This window comes from Streptomyces sp. NPDC051183, assembly GCF_040682455.1.
GTDB lineage: Bacteria > Actinomycetota > Actinomycetes > Streptomycetales > Streptomycetaceae > Streptomyces.
On sequence record NZ_JBFBBA010000019.1, the window covers coordinates 134192 to 151313 of the forward strand.

At 68.6% G+C, this 17122-nt stretch carries 11 protein-coding genes, 1 tRNA gene and 1 pseudogene; 5 read left to right on the forward strand and 8 right to left on the reverse strand.

Annotation, left to right across the window (positions count from 1 at the left end):
• Window positions 1–48: 48 nt before the first annotated feature.
• Together AB0M99_RS18940 and AB0M99_RS18945 are read left to right on the forward strand one after the other, a co-directional pair.
• Window positions 49–1182 carry an LLM class flavin-dependent oxidoreductase gene (locus tag AB0M99_RS18940; RefSeq protein WP_365921756.1) on the forward strand — a complete coding sequence of 378 codons (1134 nt, stop codon included), beginning with the start codon at window positions 49–51 and terminating at the stop codon, window positions 1180–1182.
• Window positions 1183–1436: 254 nt separating this feature from the next.
• Window positions 1437–3131, forward strand: coding sequence for a glycosyl hydrolase family 18 protein (locus AB0M99_RS18945; protein ID WP_365921758.1), 1695 nt, complete (start codon window positions 1437–1439; stop codon window positions 3129–3131).
• 73 nt (window positions 3132–3204) lie between these two features.
• On the opposite strand, the gene AB0M99_RS18950 is transcribed toward AB0M99_RS18945, so the two are convergent.
• A complete protein-coding gene (locus AB0M99_RS18950) occupies window positions 3205–4881 on the reverse strand; it encodes an EAL domain-containing protein (RefSeq protein ID WP_365921792.1) in 1677 nt (558 codons plus the stop codon).
• A 512-nt stretch (window positions 4882–5393) separates the two neighbouring features.
• On the opposite strand from AB0M99_RS18950, the gene AB0M99_RS18955 reads away from it, so the two are divergent.
• Window positions 5394–6629 (forward strand): M6 family metalloprotease domain-containing protein, encoded by a 1236-nt coding sequence (locus AB0M99_RS18955; protein ID WP_365921760.1) that lies wholly within the window; start codon window positions 5394–5396, stop codon window positions 6627–6629.
• Between the two features lie 60 nt (window positions 6630–6689).
• Here the strand turns inward: AB0M99_RS18955 and AB0M99_RS18960 are convergent.
• The 3 genes and pseudogenes from AB0M99_RS18960 to AB0M99_RS18970 form a co-directional block, all read right to left on the reverse strand.
• Window positions 6690–6763: transfer RNA gene (locus tag AB0M99_RS18960), tRNA-Lys, on the reverse strand.
• A pseudogene (locus tag AB0M99_RS18965) lies at window positions 6725–7346 on the reverse strand (bifunctional DNA primase/polymerase). Before AB0M99_RS18965 ends, AB0M99_RS18960 begins: the two are co-directional and overlap by 39 nt.
• 135 nt (window positions 7347–7481) lie before the next feature.
• Window positions 7482–7829, reverse strand: a complete 348-nt coding sequence (locus tag AB0M99_RS18970; protein WP_365921762.1) for a hypothetical protein — start codon at window positions 7827–7829, stop codon at window positions 7482–7484.
• A gap of 245 nt (window positions 7830–8074) precedes the next feature.
• Here AB0M99_RS18970 and AB0M99_RS18975 point away from each other — a divergent pair, with 245 nt between their 5' ends.
• Together AB0M99_RS18975 and AB0M99_RS18980 are read left to right on the forward strand one after the other, a co-directional pair.
• Window positions 8075–9733, forward strand: coding sequence for a recombinase family protein (locus AB0M99_RS18975; protein WP_365921764.1), 1659 nt, complete (start codon window positions 8075–8077; stop codon window positions 9731–9733).
• A 334-nt stretch (window positions 9734–10067) separates the two neighbouring features.
• Window positions 10068–13283, forward strand: coding sequence for a Tn3 family transposase (locus AB0M99_RS18980; RefSeq protein WP_365921766.1), 3216 nt, complete (start codon window positions 10068–10070; stop codon window positions 13281–13283).
• A gap of 104 nt (window positions 13284–13387) precedes the next feature.
• Here AB0M99_RS18980 and AB0M99_RS18985 read toward each other — a convergent pair whose 3' ends face one another.
• The 4 genes from AB0M99_RS18985 to AB0M99_RS19000 form a co-directional block, all read right to left on the reverse strand.
• On the reverse strand, window positions 13388–13912 hold the full coding sequence (locus tag AB0M99_RS18985) for a hypothetical protein (protein WP_365921768.1): 525 nt from the start codon (window positions 13910–13912) through the stop codon (window positions 13388–13390).
• Window positions 13913–13931: 19 nt separating this feature from the next.
• Complete coding sequence (locus AB0M99_RS18990) at window positions 13932–15107, reverse strand: NucA/NucB deoxyribonuclease domain-containing protein (RefSeq protein WP_365921770.1); 1176 nt, start codon at window positions 15105–15107, stop codon at window positions 13932–13934.
• A gap of 44 nt (window positions 15108–15151) precedes the next feature.
• A complete protein-coding gene (locus AB0M99_RS18995; protein ID WP_365921771.1) occupies window positions 15152–16303 on the reverse strand; it encodes a hypothetical protein in 1152 nt (383 codons plus the stop codon).
• Between the two features lie 15 nt (window positions 16304–16318).
• Window positions 16319–17122 (reverse strand): IS110 family transposase (locus AB0M99_RS19000; RefSeq protein WP_365921772.1); only part of this gene is annotated, 804 nt, incomplete at its 5' end.

Below are 17122 nucleotides of genomic sequence, written 5' to 3' on the forward strand. Positions count from 1 at the left end.
GGATGTGTACGGATGTCGTACGAACGGCAGCACGAGGCGGGAGCGACGATGAGTGACACCGGGGACGCGCAGCAGCAGGGGAGTCGCGGCGGGCGCCGCCCGGACCCCGACGGCATCCGGGGCACGGCCCTCGGCCGGGCACCGGTACCCCTGTCGGTCCTCGACCTCGTCACCGTCGGCGCGGGCAGCACGGCCCACGCCTCGCTGCGCACCAGCGTGGAGATCGCCAAGCTCGCCGAGTCCCGCGGCTACCACCGCCACTGGGTCGCCGAGCACCACTCGATGCCCGGGGTCGCCAGCTCCTCCCCGGCCGTGATCCTGGCCCACCTGGCCGCGCACACCTCCCGGATCCGGCTCGGCTCGGGCGGGGTCATGCTGCCCAACCATGCCGCGCTCGCCATCGCCGAGCAGTTCGGCACCCTGGAGGCGCTCGCGCCGGGGCGGATCGACCTCGGGCTCGGGCGGGCGCCGGGCACCGACGGGCGCACGGCCGCCGCGCTGCGCGGGCCCGGGCGCCAGGGCGACGCCCCCGACGAGTTCCCCCGGCAGCTCGCGGAGCTCACCCGCTTCCTGGACGACGACTTCCCCGACGGGCACCCCTACGCCCGGGTGCACGCCGTACCGGGTCCGGTGCAGGGCCCCGCCGGGCGGCCGCCGCTGTGGCTGCTCGGCTCCTCCGGGTTCAGCGCCCGGCTCGCGGGCGAGCTCGGGCTGCCCTTCGCGTACGCCCACCACTTCTCGGCCGCCGGCACGCTGCCCGCGCTCGACCTCTACCGGCAGAGCTTCCGCCCCTCGGCCGTACTGGACGCTCCGTACGCCGTGATCGGGGTCGCGGCGCTCGCCGCCGACACCGCCGGGGCGGCCCGCGCCCAGGTGCTGACCGGCGCCCTGTCGATGCTCCGGCTGCGCACGGGGCGGCCCGGGCTGATCCCGACGCCCGAGGAGGCGGCCGCGTACCCCTTCGCCCCGGCGGAGCGGGAGTTCGTCGACGCGTGGATGGCCAACATCGTCCACGGCACCCCCGACGAGGTCCGCTCCGGACTCGACGACCTCGCGAAGCGGACGGGCGCCGACGAGCTGATGCTGACCTCGAACGCCCACAGCGGAGCCGCCCGGCTGCGCTCGTACGGGCTCGTCGCAGATGCGTACGGGATGCCGGTGGAGGCCCCCGCTGCCGGTTGACCGGACGCTGACGGAGTTCGGCTGGTTTGTTGCCGAAACCTTGCGGGAGCATGGCTGAAGGCAACCTTAAACCGCTCGTCACCCGGGGTGGCGGGCGGTTTTTGACGTGCCCTCAAGTCTCTGACGTGGGGATGTGGGCCATGAGTGGTCTAGTCCTTCTTTGGTCCAAACCATTGACGCGGGCCTTGCGTGATCGCTATCACTTCTCCCACCTGAATCAATTGCTCTCCCCTCCCACCCCCCGGAGGCAGTTCATGCACATCCGTAAACCCCTCATCGCGGCCGCTGCCACGGCCGCGCTGGCAGCCGGAGCGCTGGCCACCTTCGCGGGGCTCGGTACCGCGGCGGCCGCCGACGCCACGACCACCGCCGCGGCCGGCAACGTCAAGATCGCCTACTACGACCAGTGGAGCGTGTACGGGAACGCCTTCTATCCCAAGCACCTCGACACCCGCGGGATAGCGGGCAAGCTGGACGTCATCAACTACTCGTTCGGCAACATCCACCCCACCGACCTCACCTGCTTCGAGGCGAACAAGGCGGCGGGCGACGACAACAACCCCAACGCCGGTGACGGCGCGGGCGACTCGTACGCCGATTACCAGAAGTCCTTCAGCGCCGCGGACAGCGTCAGCGGGGTCGCCGACAAGTGGGACCAGCCGATCGTCGGCGTCTTCAACCAGTTCAAGCAGTTGAAGGCCAAGTACCCGCACCTGAAGATCAACATCTCGCTGGGCGGCTGGACGTACTCGAAGTACTTCAGCGACGCGGCCAAGACCGACGCCTCCCGCAAGAAGCTCGTCTCCTCCTGCATCGACCAGTACATCAAGGGCAACCTGCCGGTCGAGGGCGGCTACGGCGGCGTCGGCAGCGCGGCCGGAATCTTCGACGGCATCGACATCGACTGGGAGTACCCGGGCTCGTCCGGCGGCCACCTCGGCAACCACTACGCCCCCGAGGACAAGCAGAACTTCACGCTCCTGCTCAAGGAGTTCCGCACCCAGCTCGACGCCCACGGCGCGGCCAACGGCGGCAAGAAGTACCTGCTGACCTCCGCGCTCCCGGCCGGCCAGGACAAGATCAAGTACATCGAGACGGACAAGATCGGCGCGTACCTCGACTACGCGAACATCATGACGTACGACATGCACGGCGCCTGGGACTCCGACGGGCCGACGTACCACCAGTCCCCGCTCCTGCCCTCCTCCGCCGACCCGACCGACCCGATCGCGCCGGGCAGCGAGAAGTACAGCATCAAGAACGCCATCGACTCCTGGATCGACGGCAACGCGGCCTACGGGATCGCGGGCGGCTTCCCCGCCAACAAGCTGACGCTGGGCTACGAGTTCTACTACCGCGGCTGGAAGGGCGTGCAGGCCGGCGCCACCAACGGCCTCGCCCAGCCGGCGAGCCAGGCCTCCGGGGCCCGGCCGACCAGCCAGCAGGCGGGCATCGCGCTGTACAAGGAGCTCGGCGGGATCGTCGACAGCCCGGCGAACACCTTCTGGGACGACCAGGCCAAGGCCTCGTACTTCTTCAAGGACGGCGAGTTCTTCACCGGCCTGAACCAGCGGTCCATCCAGGCCCGCGTCGACTACGGCAAGCAGCGCGGCCTGGCCGGCGCGATGATGTACTCCCTGCTCGGCCTGGACGCCAACACCACCCTGCTCAACCAGATCTCGGACGCCCTCGGAGGGACCACACAGCCGCCCACCACCCCGCCCACGACGCCTCCGACCACCCCGCCGACCACGCCCCCGACGACCCCGCCGACGACGCCGCCCACCACGGGCTGCACCGCCGCGGCCTACGTCCCGGGCAGCATCTACACCGGCGGCAGCGAGGTCTCGTACAACGGCCGCAAGTGGAAGGCCCAGTGGTGGACGCAGAACGAGGTGCCCGGCACCACCGGTGAATGGGGTGTCTGGAAGGACCTCGGCGCCTGCTGATCCCCCCACCCCGCGCCGAGCGCCGGCCGCCCCCGCCTCCTCCCCAGGGAGGCGGGGGCGGCCGTGCGCCGCGTTACGGGAGGGTCCCGGGCCGGTCGGCGATCATCTCGGCGATCCGCTCCGGGGCCACCGCCCGCGAGTACAGCCAGCCCTGCCCGGTGTCGCAGCCGACGCGGCGCAGCCGGGCCGCCTGGCCGGCGGTCTCCACGCACTCCGCCGTCACCGTCAGGCCCAGCCGGTGCGCGAGCTGGACCAGCGCCTCCACGATGGTCTCGTCGGCCGGATTCGGGTGGGTGCCCTCCTCGTAGCGGAAGCCCCGGACGAAGGAGCCGTCCAGCTTCAGCACCGACACCGGCAGCCGGCTGAGGTAGGCGAGGTTCGAGTACCCGGTGCCGAAGTCGTCGATGGCGATCCGCACCCCCATGTCGCTCAGCGCCTGGAGGGCCTGGAGCGGCCGCCCGGCCGAGCCCATCACCGCCGACTCCGTCAGCTCCAACTGCAGCAGCTGCGGAGCCAGTCCGGTGTCGGCCAGGATCTCCGCGACGTCGCCGACCAGGTCGGAGTCCCACACCTGGCGCACCGCCACGTTGACGGACACGAAGACGGGGGAGTCGCTGGGCTGCTCGATCTGCCAGCGCCTGGCCTGCCGGCAGGCGGTCTGCAGCACCCAGCGGCCCAACTGGACGATGGAGCCGTCCTCTTCCGCAATTCCGATGAACCGATTCGGCGTCAGGGTGCCGAACTGCGGGTGGTTCCAGCGCACCAGGGCCTCGACCCCGCGCACCGCCCCGCTCTCCAGATCCACCAGCGGCTGGTACTCCAGCGCGAACTCGCCCCGCTCCACGGCCGGCCGCAGCGTCGAGGACAGCGCCTGGCGCGTCATGCGGTGCGCGTTGCGCTCCGGGTCGAAGAGGGTCCAGCGCGCCTTGCCGTCCGCCTTGGCCCAGTACAGCGTCGTGTCCGCGGCCTGCATCAGCCCGGTCGCCGAGGTCCCGGCCGCGTCGCGCTCCACCACGCCGATCGAGGCGGAGACCGACAGCCGCTGCCCGGCCAGGTCGAAGGGCTCCTGTACGGCGGCCAGTACGCTGCGCGCCAGGTCCGCGAGCTGCTCGGTGCCGGTGGACTCCTCGACCAGCAGCGCGAACTCGTCGCCGCCGAGCCGGGCCACCAGGTGCCCGCCCGTGCGCCCGTACCCGGACTGGTCGGCGCACTGGGTCAGCCGGGCCGCCACCGCGGTCAGCAGCCGGTCGCCGACGCGGTGGCCGAGGGTGTCGTTGACGGCCTTGAACCCGTCGAGGTCCAGGTAGCACAGCCCGATCCGGCCGGTGCCGCCGTGCTCGTACGAGGAGGCCTCCAGGGCGGTGGAGAGCCGCTCGAAGAACAGCGCCCGGTTGGGCAGCCGGGTGACCGGGTCGTGCATCTGGAGGTGCCGCAGCCGGGCCTGGAGGTCGCGCCGGTCGCTGATGTCGGCGACGGACAGCAGGACGTCACGGGTCCCCGGCACCGGGCCCACCGTCACCTCGGTCCACAGCGAGTGCCCGTCGGGGTGCTTGAGCCGGCGGGTGCAGCGCAGTCTGGCCTGGCGGCCGCGCAGGACCTCGCGGTACGCCTGCCAGGTGCGGGCCTCCGCGGCCAGGTCCACCAGGTCGGCGGCGGACTGGTCGACGAGCGCGTGCGGCTCGGTGCCGAGCAGACCGGCGAGGGCCTGGTTGGCGGCCACGACGTGACCGTCCCGGTCGACGACGGCCATGGCGAGGTGGGCCGCGTTGAAGGCGGCCCGGTAATCGTGCAGTTCGGACTCGGATCGGACCGGAATTGCCGTTGCCGACACCGTGTTGTGACGCTCCGTGACGGCCGATCGGATGCTGTCGGCCGCCGAACCGGTTCCTTCTGGGGTTCCGCTCACCGTTGGCCCCGCATTGCTTGTGAGTGTCCGTGCAGGAAAGTGTGCCGAATCATAGAGGCTGCCGGACGGCCCTATCCAGCGGCGTCGCCGTGTGGGGCACGGCACTTCCCTGGGCTGACGCCGTGCTGACGCAGCGTCGGACCGGCGCCGGGCGATCGAACCTGCGCGGCTCTGAGCACCGATGGCGGCGGCTGATCTCACGTGACCGCTAGTAACTTTCCGTAGGCATGTGCCCGGGGTCAGGCGTCACCGGCTTGCCGTAGTGCTCACTCTTGTGGGGCAGCGGAACAGGGCGTTAGTAAGACAATCGCCTCAAGGTGGATGAAGAGGGTACGAATCCACCACCGGAGGTCGATGTGCCGCGACAGCAGACACCCGGGGGAGTGGACCGCTCCCGCATGCGAAGTACTGCGGCGGCGCTCACTTCCCTGACGGCGCTGGCCGCCATGTCGCTCGTCGCGGGACCCGCGGTGGCCGTCACCGGGGCCGGCCCCTGCGAGCTGACCCGCACCTCGGCGCACCATTCCCTGGGTCTGGACACCTGGAACGCCGCCTACCCCAAGCCCGAGCGCACCCTCAACGCGGTCATGGTCTTCCTCTCCTTCCCCGACCACCGGACCACGCTCACCACGCAGCAGCTGACCGGCGACTACTTCCCGGCGACCAGCGACTTCTTCGAGCGGGCCTCGTACGGGCGGTTCCGCCTGGTCCCGCACCCGCAGAAGCGGTGGATCCAGATGCCCAAGTCGTCCACCGCGTACGGGATACAGCGCGACTGGGCCCCCGGGAACCGGGCGGCCTACCTGCGCGACGCGGTCGCCGCCGCCGACCCGCAGGTGGACTTCAACCAGTACGACGTCGTGTACTTCATCGCCGACCCGGACGCTCCCGGCGTGGACTCGGACGCCACCAAGGTCGTCAACTTCGAACGGCCGATCGTCGCGGACGGCGCGCAGCTGCGCCGGATCGTCACCGTGTTCGAGAAGCACCCGCCGGACCGGAACGTCCTGGCGCACGAGACCGGGCACGTCTTCGACCTGCCCGACCTCTACCACCGGCCGACCGACGGCAAGGGGGACTGGGACACGTACGTCGGCGACTGGGACGTCATGGGCAGCCAGTTCGGCATGGCCCCGGACCTCTTCGCCTGGCACAAGTGGAAGCTGGGCTGGCTGGACGACTCCCAGGTGGCCTGCGTACGGTCCGGCTCCTCCCTGCACACGCTCCAGCCGCTGGCCGAGGCCCCCCGGCAGGGCGGTACGGGCGGGACCCGGCTGGCGGTGATCCGTACGGGCACCGGCAGCGCCATCGCCATCGAGGCGCGCGGCTCCACCGGCAACGACGGGGAAACCTGCACGGAGGGCGTGCTCGTCTACCGGGTCCGCAACGAGGCCGTGTCGGGCGGCGGGCCGATCGAGGTGATGGACGCGCACCCGGACACGGAGGCCTGCTGGGAGCGGTCGGTGTACCCGCCGCTGGCGGACGCGCCGCTGGAGGTCGGGGAGAGGTTCACGGTGCCGGGCGAGCGGATCACGATCGAGGTGGCGGACCGGACCCAGTCGGGCGCGTACACGGTGAAGGTCACGACGTAGCGGCGAGGCCGCGGGAGGACGAGAAAGGCCCCCACTCGCGTGGGGGCCTTTCCCTGTCTGTGCGCCGCCAGGGACTCGAACCCCGGACCCGCTGATTAAGAGTCAGCTGCTCTAACCAACTGAGCTAGCGGCGCCTGCCTGACGTCGTAGACATTAGCACCCGGATCGGCGATCCGAAAAATCGATATCCGCAGCTCCGGCTGCCCGGGCGGCGCGCACCAGCGACCAGAGCAGCGCCTCGGGCCCGGGCAGCCACGGCAGCCGCGTGTCGGGGGCCACGAGCCAGCGCGACGGCCCGGGAGTCGCGGCCAGCGGGGGCACGGTGACGGCGTCGCCGTGGCCGTGGCACAGCGGCGCGGGGACGGGGGTGCCCCACTCCTCCCAGGCCAGCAGGGCCGGGAGCCGGTGGGCGGTGCCGGGAGCGGCGAACAGGAGCGTCCGGCCGCGGTGCACCGCGGCCGGCCCGGAGCCGGGGCCCTCGTGCCAGAGCAGGTCGAGCATCCGGCGGCCGAGCACGAGCGGGACGTTGACGACGTCGAAGGCGGTCCCGCAGGGCAGTACCGCGGGCGCGGTGGGCCGGGCCTGCCAGGCCGCGAGTGTGCTGCCGGGGTGGGCCGAGGCGGAGGCGAGCCAGGCGGCGCCCGTCGGGGTGACGTGGGCGGCGGCGGGCGCGGCGGTGCGTACGTCGAGGGCGGGGCAGCCGGTCAGGGTCGTCATATGCCAAGGTCTACCCGCCGTAGCGCTCCGGTTTCCGGGAGTTACCGGAAACCGGGACGGCGTGGGGCGTGTTGGGGTATCTTGCGCTTCGCATATTCCATGTGTGACGTACGCCGCATCCCGGAGGCGCCTCGGTCAGGAGGCGTCCCCGTCGCCGCCGCGCAGGAGCGACTCGCCGAACTCGATCATCTTGCGGGCGTAGTCCTCGGTCCACTGGGCCTGTTCCGCGATGGCCGCCGGAGCGAGCCGGTCGAAGCGGCGAGGGTCCGCCAGTTGGGCCGCGGCCAGGGCCTGGAACTCCACGGCCCGGTCCTGGGCCGCCCGGAAGGCGACCGTCAGCTCGGTGGCGCGGGCCAGCAGCTCGCGCGGGTCCTCGATCGACTCGAGGTCGAAGAAGTGCTCCGGATCGGTGACGGCCTCCGCGGGCTCGAAGAGCAGCGGTGCGGGCCGCAGCCTGCGCTCGGTCCGCTCGGGCTCTGCCATGCGTGTCCTCCTGTGCGTGCTGTGCGTGCGTGCTGTGCGTGCGGGCCGTGCGCGTGGATCCGTACGGCCGAGTGGGCCACCGTCCATTGTCCAACGCCGCGCAAGAGCGCACGTGGGGCTAGGGCAGCCAGGGGGCGCGGCGCTCCGCGAGGTGGGCCAGGATCGAGTGGTTCGCCTCCCAACCCTCGGAAAACAGGATCACCATGTAGCTTGGTATGAGCAGAGGAGCTACAGGGGGGAACGACATGCTGAACAAGCCGTCACCTGGCAGCCGAGTCCTGAAGATGCGACGCATCAGCCGAGACTCTGAAGGCAGCTCTGCCTTGGCCCGGCAGGCTGAGGCACTGGACGGAGCGGTCGCCGAAGGCCGCTACGACGCCGTGGGGGAGGTAGAGGACTCGTTCGTGTCGGGTGCGGTCCGCCCCGAAGAGCGGCCCAGCCTCGGCAAGTGGATGCGTGAGCCGCTCTGGTACGAGTGGGACGCGATCATGGTCACTTCCCTCGACCGCATCACTCGGAATCAGACCCACTGGGAGATGTTTGCCGACAAGTGCTATCAGGGAGGAAAGGACGTCATCTGTCTCGATGACCCTTCCTTGGACATCACCCCCGGCAACGGCCGGATGATCGCTTACATCAAGGCGACGCAAGCGCAGGAGTACCGGGAAGCCATCGTGCAGAAACGCCGGAATCAGACTCAGTACTACCGTGATGAATCCCTGTGGGGCGGCGGGACTTGGCCCTTCGGTTACCGCCCGGTGCTGACGGAGTGCCAGGGCAGGCAGCGCTACAAGCTGGTTGTCGACCCGGTGACGGGCCCCCTGATCCGTGAGGCATACGAGCGAATCGGCGTCCAGGGGTGGAGCATGAGCCGCCTCTGTGAGGACTGGAACAAGCGGGGTGTCCTCACGTCGCAGGACTACCAGCGGAGCGTGAACGCAGGCGAGAAGAAGGCCGGCGTCAAGACAGCTATCAAGGGAACCCGGTGGACCACTGCCACCTTGGGGAAGATTCTGAAGAAGCCGATCCTTCAAGGAATCGCCATGCACAAGGGTGAGCCGCTTCTCCGCGACGGGATTCCTGTGCGATGGGCAGACCCAATCCTCAGCGATGATGAATTCGCCAAGTTGCAGGTGGCCGTTACTGCCCTCGGCCAGCATCGTGCGGGCATCAAGTCCAATGCATCTCCCATGGCGGGTGTTCTCCACTGTCCGTGCGGAAAGAAGATGTACGAGAACAGCTCGGTCGGAAAGTTGAACACGGGAGAGGTTCGGCCGCACAAGTACTTCCGCTGTTCCTCATGGTCCAACGGCAAGGCGTGTGAGTTCTCCGTCTCCTGGCCTCAGGATCAGCTCTACGCCATGGCGGAGCATGCATTCCTTGCCAAGTTGGGTGACGAGGCAATCATGGAACGCCAGTACGTTCCGGGTAGGGACAACAGGAAGCGGATCAAGGAGCTGGAGCGCGCCATCGACAATCTGTCGCAATCAATCGCCTTGGCCGCCTCTCCTGCCGTGATTTCCTCCCTGACCGGCACGATGGAGCGGCATGCGGTCAATCTCGAAGCTCTGGCGGCTGAACCCTTCGTGCCGGGGCGGTGGGAGGTCATCGGAACCGGCCAGACCTACGCCGAGAAGTGGTCCAAAATGACAGGCTGGAAGGAGCAGGGACCCTTCCTTCGTGAAGCTGGTTTTCGGTTGTTCGTCTGGGGGCACCCCAAGGAAAAGGGGCGAGATATGGCTGTCTATGTGATCTCGCCGCATGATGTCGCCGAGAGGGCTAGTGGCGCTCTGGCCAGATCTGTTGAGCCAAGTGACGAAGAAGCGTGGAATCTAGAAGCCTTGAAAATCTTCAAGGAAGTTCTGGAGCTGGAGACCAGTCGGTTGAGGGTCGGTTCCTCCTGACTGAGACCTGGTCCCCCGTTCGGGCAGGGGCGAGGGGGGAGTGGGGCTCAAGCGGCTGTCCGTGAGGTTCTCGTCGGGATCGACCCACGAGTTACTTCCAGGGCGTAGCCCACCGTGACGATGCTTCCGTGCCCACCTGGAGATGCGCCGGGGTCTGATGCTGGCCCGGTCTGGTGACCGAGCGGGCGGAGCAGCCCATGCGGGGGTAGCGCCGAGATACGGGGCAAAGGGGCAATGAGTTGATCTTGCAGTCCTGAACGCCCCGCCCCCGCCACCCGTTCGGCCCAGTGTCGTTGGTGTTGATGTTGTTGTCGTCTGGGCACGGGGCGGGATTGTGACCTCGATCGAGCGGACCGCGTATCCGCGGTTCAAGCGGCTGATCACCGCGCATGAGCTGCATCTGTTCTTCTCGCCGACTCGCGATGAGCTTCAGTGGGCGGCCGATGCCACGGATGGGGATGAGCATCTGCTGGCTCTGCTGCTGATGCTGAAGTCGTACCAGCGCATGGGCTGTTTCCCGGCGTTGGAGGAGGTCTCGGAGCAGGTCGTGGAGTTCGTCCGGCGGCAGGTGGAGCTACCGGAGGGCACGCTGCCGCTGTATCGGGCGGAGCGGACCGCCAAGCACCACCGGGGCCTGGTCCGCAAGAAGGTCGGCGTGAAGTACGACCAGGGCGAGGCCCGGAAGATCGTCGAGCGGTCGATCCGCAAGGAAGCCGCGGCGAAGAACCGGCCGGCGGACCTGATCAACATCGCGCTGGAGAAGGTCGTTGAGGCCGGGCTGGAGCTGCCGGGGTTCTCCACCTTCGACAAGATTGCCTCGAAGATCCGCACCGAGGTGAACGCGTCGATCCGTGCGGGCATCCACGACCGGATGAGCCCCATTGAGCGTGCCGGGCTGCTGCGGCTGCTGGAGGAGCGCGACAGCGACGGCACGACGCTGTTCAACCGGTTGAAGAAGCCCGCCAAGGGGCCGACCTGGTCGCACTTCAAGAACCTGGCCAAGCGCCTGGAGTGGGTGGACGAGCTCGGCGATACGTCGGTGTGGATGGAGTCGGTGGCCACGGGGAAGATCAACGACTTCGCCGGGGAGGCGGACGCGGCGGACGCCTCGGAGCTGCGGGACTACGCGCCCATCAAGCAGGTCGCCCTGATCGCGTGCCTGGCGCACAAGGCGAGGATGCGGGTCCGCGACGACCTGGCGACGATGTTCTGCAAGCGGGTGGCCACGAAGATCAAGAAGGCGAAGGAGGAGCTGGAGGAGATCCGGCTCGCCGAGCGGGAGATCGTTGAGGCCCTGATTGGGAACTACCGCACTGTGCTCAAGAACATCGACGCCGACGGCCCGGCTCAGGAGGCACTGGCGAAGGCCGCGGCCATGACCGCCGAGGTCCGCCGCGCCCTGGAGGGCCTGGACGACGAGGCATCGGTGGACGAGGTCGCCCAGCGGCTGGACGGCAAGGTCTCCCCGGCGGTCCTGGCGATGGCCAAGGCCCTGGTGGTGCAGGCCGGCGGGCTCGGCGCCGTCACGAAGGCGGTGGAGGGCTTCGGTGGGTTCGCGGGGCAGTACGAGCAGATCGAGAAGGTCTGTGCCCACCAGGGCAACTTCTGGGAGGTGCTGCTGTACGGGCAGATCGGCCGGGACCGCGCGGTGATGTTCGACCTGGCCGAAAAGCTGGAGTTCACCGAGACGTCCGAGGACCGGCGGGTACTGGACGCGCTTGCGCACGCCCAGCGGCACCGACACGCCCGCGGCGAGTACATCACCGCCTTCGATGAGGAGGGCAAGGAGGTGGACATCTCCTTCGCCACGCAGAACTGGCGCAAGGCTGTGGCGGACAGGACTCGTACGGGGCAGTTCGTACGCAAGCACTTCGAGGCGATGGTCTTCACCGCGCTCGCCGAGGAACTGCGCACCGGCGACGTGGCGGTGGTCGGCTCGGAGGAGTACGCGGACTGGTCCAAGCAGCTGCTGGACTGGGAGGTCGTGAAGGAGAAGCTGGGCTCCTACCTGGTCGAGGTCGGCCTGTGCGAGGAGGGCGAGAGTGCCGCGTTCGATGCGAAGGTCTTCCGCCGGCAGCTGGAGGACAAGCTGCGGAACGCCCCCGCGGCGGCGGACGCCGGGTACCCAGACAACGAGGGCCTGGTCATCGACCCCGCCACCGGCATCCCGTCGCTGAAGCCGCATCGCTCGGAGGGACAGCGGCCCTCGGCGAAACGCCTGGAGCAGGAGATCAAGGCCAGGATGCCGGAGCGGTCGCTGATGGGGATCGTGGCCCGGACCGCGTACTGGGTGGACTGGTGGCAGCGCTTCGGCCCTGCGTCCGGCAACGAGCCGAAGCTGGATGATCCCTTCGGCCGCTACGTCATCACGACCTTCGTCAAGGGCACGAACATGGGCCCGTACGAGGCCGCCCGGCACATCCCAGGAGTCTCAGGACACGAGCTGTCGTACACGGCGAACCGGCACTTCTCCATCGTGCTGCTGAACGAGGCCATCGCCGACCTGGTCAACGCGCACGCCCGTCTGGACATCTCGCAGGCGTGGGGCGACGGCACAGCGGTGGCGGCCGACGGCACCCACATGGACACCTACCTCGACAACCTGCTCGCCGAGACGAGCGTCCGGTACGGCAAGCCGGGCGGGATCGCCTACCACCACGTCTCCGACACGTACGTCGCGCTGTTCACGCACTTCATCCCGTGCGGGGTGTGGGAGGCCGTGTACATCATCGAGGGCCTGCTGAAGAACTCCTCCGAGGTGAAGCCGACCACGGTGCATGCGGACACCCAGGGCCAGTCTCAGCCGGTCTTCGCGATGGCGCATCTGCTGGGCTTCGACCTCATGCCCAGGATCAGGAACTGGAAGGGGCTGACCTTCTACCGGCCCAGCAAGCAGACCGAGTACGCGCACATCGACGCGCTGTTCGGCGAGCCGGGCAAGAACGTCATCGACTTCGACCTGATCGAGTCCCAGTTCAGGCACCTGATGAAAGTGGCCGTCTCCGTACGGGAGGGGGCGATCTCCTCGTCCACGCTGCTCAAGCGGCTGCGCTCGGGCTCCAAGAAGAACGCCACCTACGCCGCCTTCCGCGAGGTCGGCCGCGTGATTCGCACCGTGCAGCTACTGCGCTACCTCTCTGATCCGGCGCTTCGCCGGAGGGTGACCGCGGCGACGAACAAGACGGAGTCGTTCAACCGGTTCTCCCAGTGGATCGGCTTCGGCAACCGCGGGGTCATCGCGGACAACGACCCGGTCGAGCAGGAGAAGGCGATGAAGTTCAATGCTCTGCTCACGAACGCGGTCATTTTTCATAACGCCCTGGACATCGCGGAGATCGTGCGGCAGCTCCTGGAAGAGGGCTGGACCATCGAGCCGGAGGACCTGTCTCACATCTCGCCGTACCTGACCGAGCACATCAACCGGTTCGGCGAGTACAGCACACACGAGCTCGGCGTCCAGCCCGAGGCGTACGACCCGAAGCTGGACGTCGACTTCACCCAGCTCCGCGACCAGGACCTGGCTGCCGCCGGCTTCGGCCAGGCCGCCTGACGCGGCCGTATCATCCAGGCGCGGCTGATGGAGAGCCCGTGCTCCGGCGCGGGTGGACGGAAGTCACGGGCCCCATCTTGTGCTTGGGGAAGCAGTACCCAAGGCTATTCGTCGTCCTCGGGTTCGGATTCCCTTACGAACCAGAGGTCGAGGGTGTACTGCTCAGCCGTGGAGCACTGTTTCCACGCTGCTCCGATCTGTTCCGCGTCCCATTGCTCATCGACAGCGCGCTGGAGGCACGTGTTGTAGTAGGCGGCCGTGGCTTCTCGTCCGCTCCATGCCGCGTGCCCTTCGTAGACGCCGGGTCGGGGCAGGTCCATTATGCCCGCCGGCCCGAAGGTGAGCTGGTTGACGACGAGCTGGCCCGTCTCTGACTCCAGGGAGACAGGGATCGTGCCCTCAGCGTCTTCCGGGGGCTTCTGGGGGGTGTCCCAGACCCTGATGGTGACCTGTACTTCGATGTCGGGTTGGAGGCTGTGAAGGTAGAGGTGATAGCCGTTCCCGGCGACTACCTGGGTCCTTGACTGCTGCAACGCCTCTTCGTCGCCGAGGTAGGCGTCAGAGTCGTAGACCTCCACGATCCCGCGGTCCGGCTGGGCCATGGTGCCGTACTCGGCGATGAGGGGCATGGGGTGTCTCCGTCGTCACTCAGGGAGTGATCTTCACGTAGAACGCGTCTCCGTCGAGGACGCGGTTCAGGGTGAACATGTCGTTGAGGCGGCGGCCGCCCGTCTCGTTGTCGGCGCCCTCGATGAGCCGGGCGGAGAATCGGTTCCCCGGGGCCGCGGCGCCCTCCTTCGTCGAGGCGAACGGGTACTCGTCGCACTGGAGCTTGGTCCCGCTGTAGTCACCCCAGACATCGTTGCATGTCGCGATCGCGTTCTCCCGGTTCTTCTTCTGCTTGTCCTTGTCGATGAGGCGGTGCAGCGGTTCCGTGGCGCCAGGCACGGTCTTGCCCGCCCAGGAGGGGAAGGTGCGCTCGGGAAGCTGCTGGGCGTCGAGGATGTGCCGGGCGCTCTGGTCGACGGCAGGGTCTTTCAGGCTCATCACGAGTTCGACGCGGGCTTCGGTGAAGACGGTGCCCTTGTGCTTGCCCGCGGTCGGCCCGGCGTAGTCGAAGCGGACGCTGGAGTAGGCCATGACGGGATCCGTCCAGGGCACTGCCGTGGGTGACGACACCCGCATGTCCAGGGTGATCATCCCGGTGACGACCTGGGTGTTGGCGGGGTCGAGTTTCCCGGTGTCGGGCGAGGTGTAGTTGAGTTGCCAGAAGGGTTTGGCAGTCCACTGCGCGATGTTCTCGCTGCGGGTGGTGACGGCCGGCTTGGTCATCTGGGGGTTGGGGCCGCTGGCCGACGCGTTGATTGTGTGGCTGAAGTTCTGCTCGATCTTCCACGTCGCGGGATTCTCACCGGCGACCGCCTTGGTGCGGATGTTCTCGATACTGCTGGTGTAATCGACACGGCGGGATCCGTCGTAGGAGAAACCGAGGATCCACAGGTCGAACCAGAGTTCGCCCCTCAGACGGCGCTCTTTGTCCATGAGCTTGAGGTAGACGGGCTGGTGCACGCACGTCTCGAAGCGGCTCTTGATCCAGCCCTTGCGGGTCTTCGCCTCCGGATGGGCGGCGCACTCGGTGCGCAGGTCCTTCTCCTCCTGGCCGACTGCGGCCGTGGCATTCGGACCACCCTGCGGAATCGTTTCCGCATTGACTGGACCAGCTGTTCCGAGGCCGGCTGCGAGCATGAGCACGGTGGACAGGACCATCGTCGCGGTTCGGCGCTGGCGGGGCCGGCCGGGCAGGGGCGTGCGGCCGTCAGGCACGGAAGGCTCCTCGGCTATGGGCGGGGCGGTCACGGCGGTGGTGGTCAGGAGCGGCACATCTGCCCCCAGCAGGCATCCAGGAGCTGCCCGGTGCTGGCCGAGTAGGTGGCGCGGAAGCCCCCAAAGGTCAGACCCCGCTGCTCCAGTCCGTGGTTCGGCGCCGAGGACTCCACGGTCACCACGTTGGTGTCACTGGCGGCGGGCGACGGGAAGCTGAGACCGAACGTGGCTGCGGCGTTGGGTGCTCGGGTTCCCGTGGTCACGCGCACGGTGTTCTGGGCAACCCCGAAGGACGCCGCAGCGCGGGCGCCGATGTCAGTAACTTCCCCCGGGCCGCTGCCCGCGCGCGCGGAGGAGCGGGGGGCGCTCTGGAGCGCAGCGGCGTTGCAGACCTTGGCGGTCTGCACGCATGTGGACAGGCCTGGCACCGAGGTCAGACAGGCGTTGGGGTCGGTGGCCAGGCACCGCGACAGCGCCTTCTGGTCGACGCCGTTGAACGTGCCCGTCGACTGGGGAGGCAGCGGGCTCGCCTGCGAGGTGGTGGCGCCGGGCTTGCTCACGGTCCACTGGGTGAACTTCGTCGCGTCCGTCAGCTTCGCATTGAAGCAGTACGGGGCGGTGTAGACGGCCGTCGGGTCGGAGGGCAGTCCCTTCGACTGGCCGCAGATCCCCAGAGTGGTGACCTGGGCGGTATCCGCGGTCGCGGCCCGGGACCAGGCTTTGTTCTCAGCCATGAACTGGACCCGGTTGGCGATCTCCGGAACGGTGACGTGCTGCGGTCCCATGACCTCCAGACCGATGTCGATCCGATTGGAGTTCCCGCGTGGGACCTTGAGCTGGTCGGTGGTGCTGCCGACCCAGTTGAAGTCATACAGCACGTCCCACTGGTCACCACTGGCCTGGCGGACCGTCATGTAGGTGTGGTTCATGTTGTCCGCCAGCGCCGGGTTGATTCCGGCCGTGATGGCCTTCGTCTTGCCCCCACTGTTGCCCAGCTCGGTCCATTGCGGCCCGTACGTGCTGGTCGTCGGACCGGTCTTCTCGGCGTAGAGACCGACCTCGATGGAGTTGGCGAACATCCCCCCTTCGGTGTTGGGGACCATCCGCAGGTAGTTCGACGCCTGCGCCGACCCGGCGTCCCCGCCGCTGCCGAAGGTGATGGGCACGTTCCGCCAGGTGCCGAATGCACCGATCACCTCCTAATGCTGTTGTCAAGCGACCGCTGTGACCTGGAGTTCACGTTGGAAGCACTGTCCGTCACGGATGAGGGCCCACAGGACGTTGACGCGTCGGCGGGCCAGTGCGAGGACGGCCTGGGTGTGTCGCTTGCCTTCGGCGCGCTTGCGTTCGTAGAAGCGGCGGGACTCGTCGCAGCTGCGGATGCTGATGAGCGCGGAGGTGTAGAAGACGCGTTGCAGGCCGCGGTGGTAGCGGCGTGGACGGTGCAGGTTGCCGCTGACGTTGCCGGAGTCGCGGGGCACCGGGGCGACTCCGGCGAAGCTGGCCAGGCGGTCGGAGCTGCCGAAGCGGCTCATGTCGCCGGCGGTGGCGGCCAGGAACTCCGCGCCCAGCAGCGGGCCGATCCCGGGCATACTGGCGATCACTTCGGCGAGGCCGTGGTCGCGAAACCGGGCCGCAATGAGCTTGTCGATCTCCGTGATCTGCTCGGTGAGGCCCATCACCTCCTTCGCCAGGGTGTGGACCACCTGGGCGGTGATCTTCTCCCCGGGGACGGTGGTGTGCTGACGCTCGGCGGCCTCCAAGGCGGCCTGGGCCAAGGCGTCGGCGCCGCGGACCTTGCGGTTGCGGAGCCAGGCCTCCAGCCGGCTGCGGCCGGTCCGGCGCAGGGCGGCCGGAGTCTGGTAGCCGGTCAGCAGGACCAGCGGGCCGACGTTGCCGAGGTCCAGGACGCGTTCCAACGCTGGGAAGATGCCCGTGAGTTGGCCGCGAAGTCGGTTGATCCGGCGTGTGCGGTCGGCGGTCAGGTCGGAGCGGCGGTCGGTGAGGATCCTCAG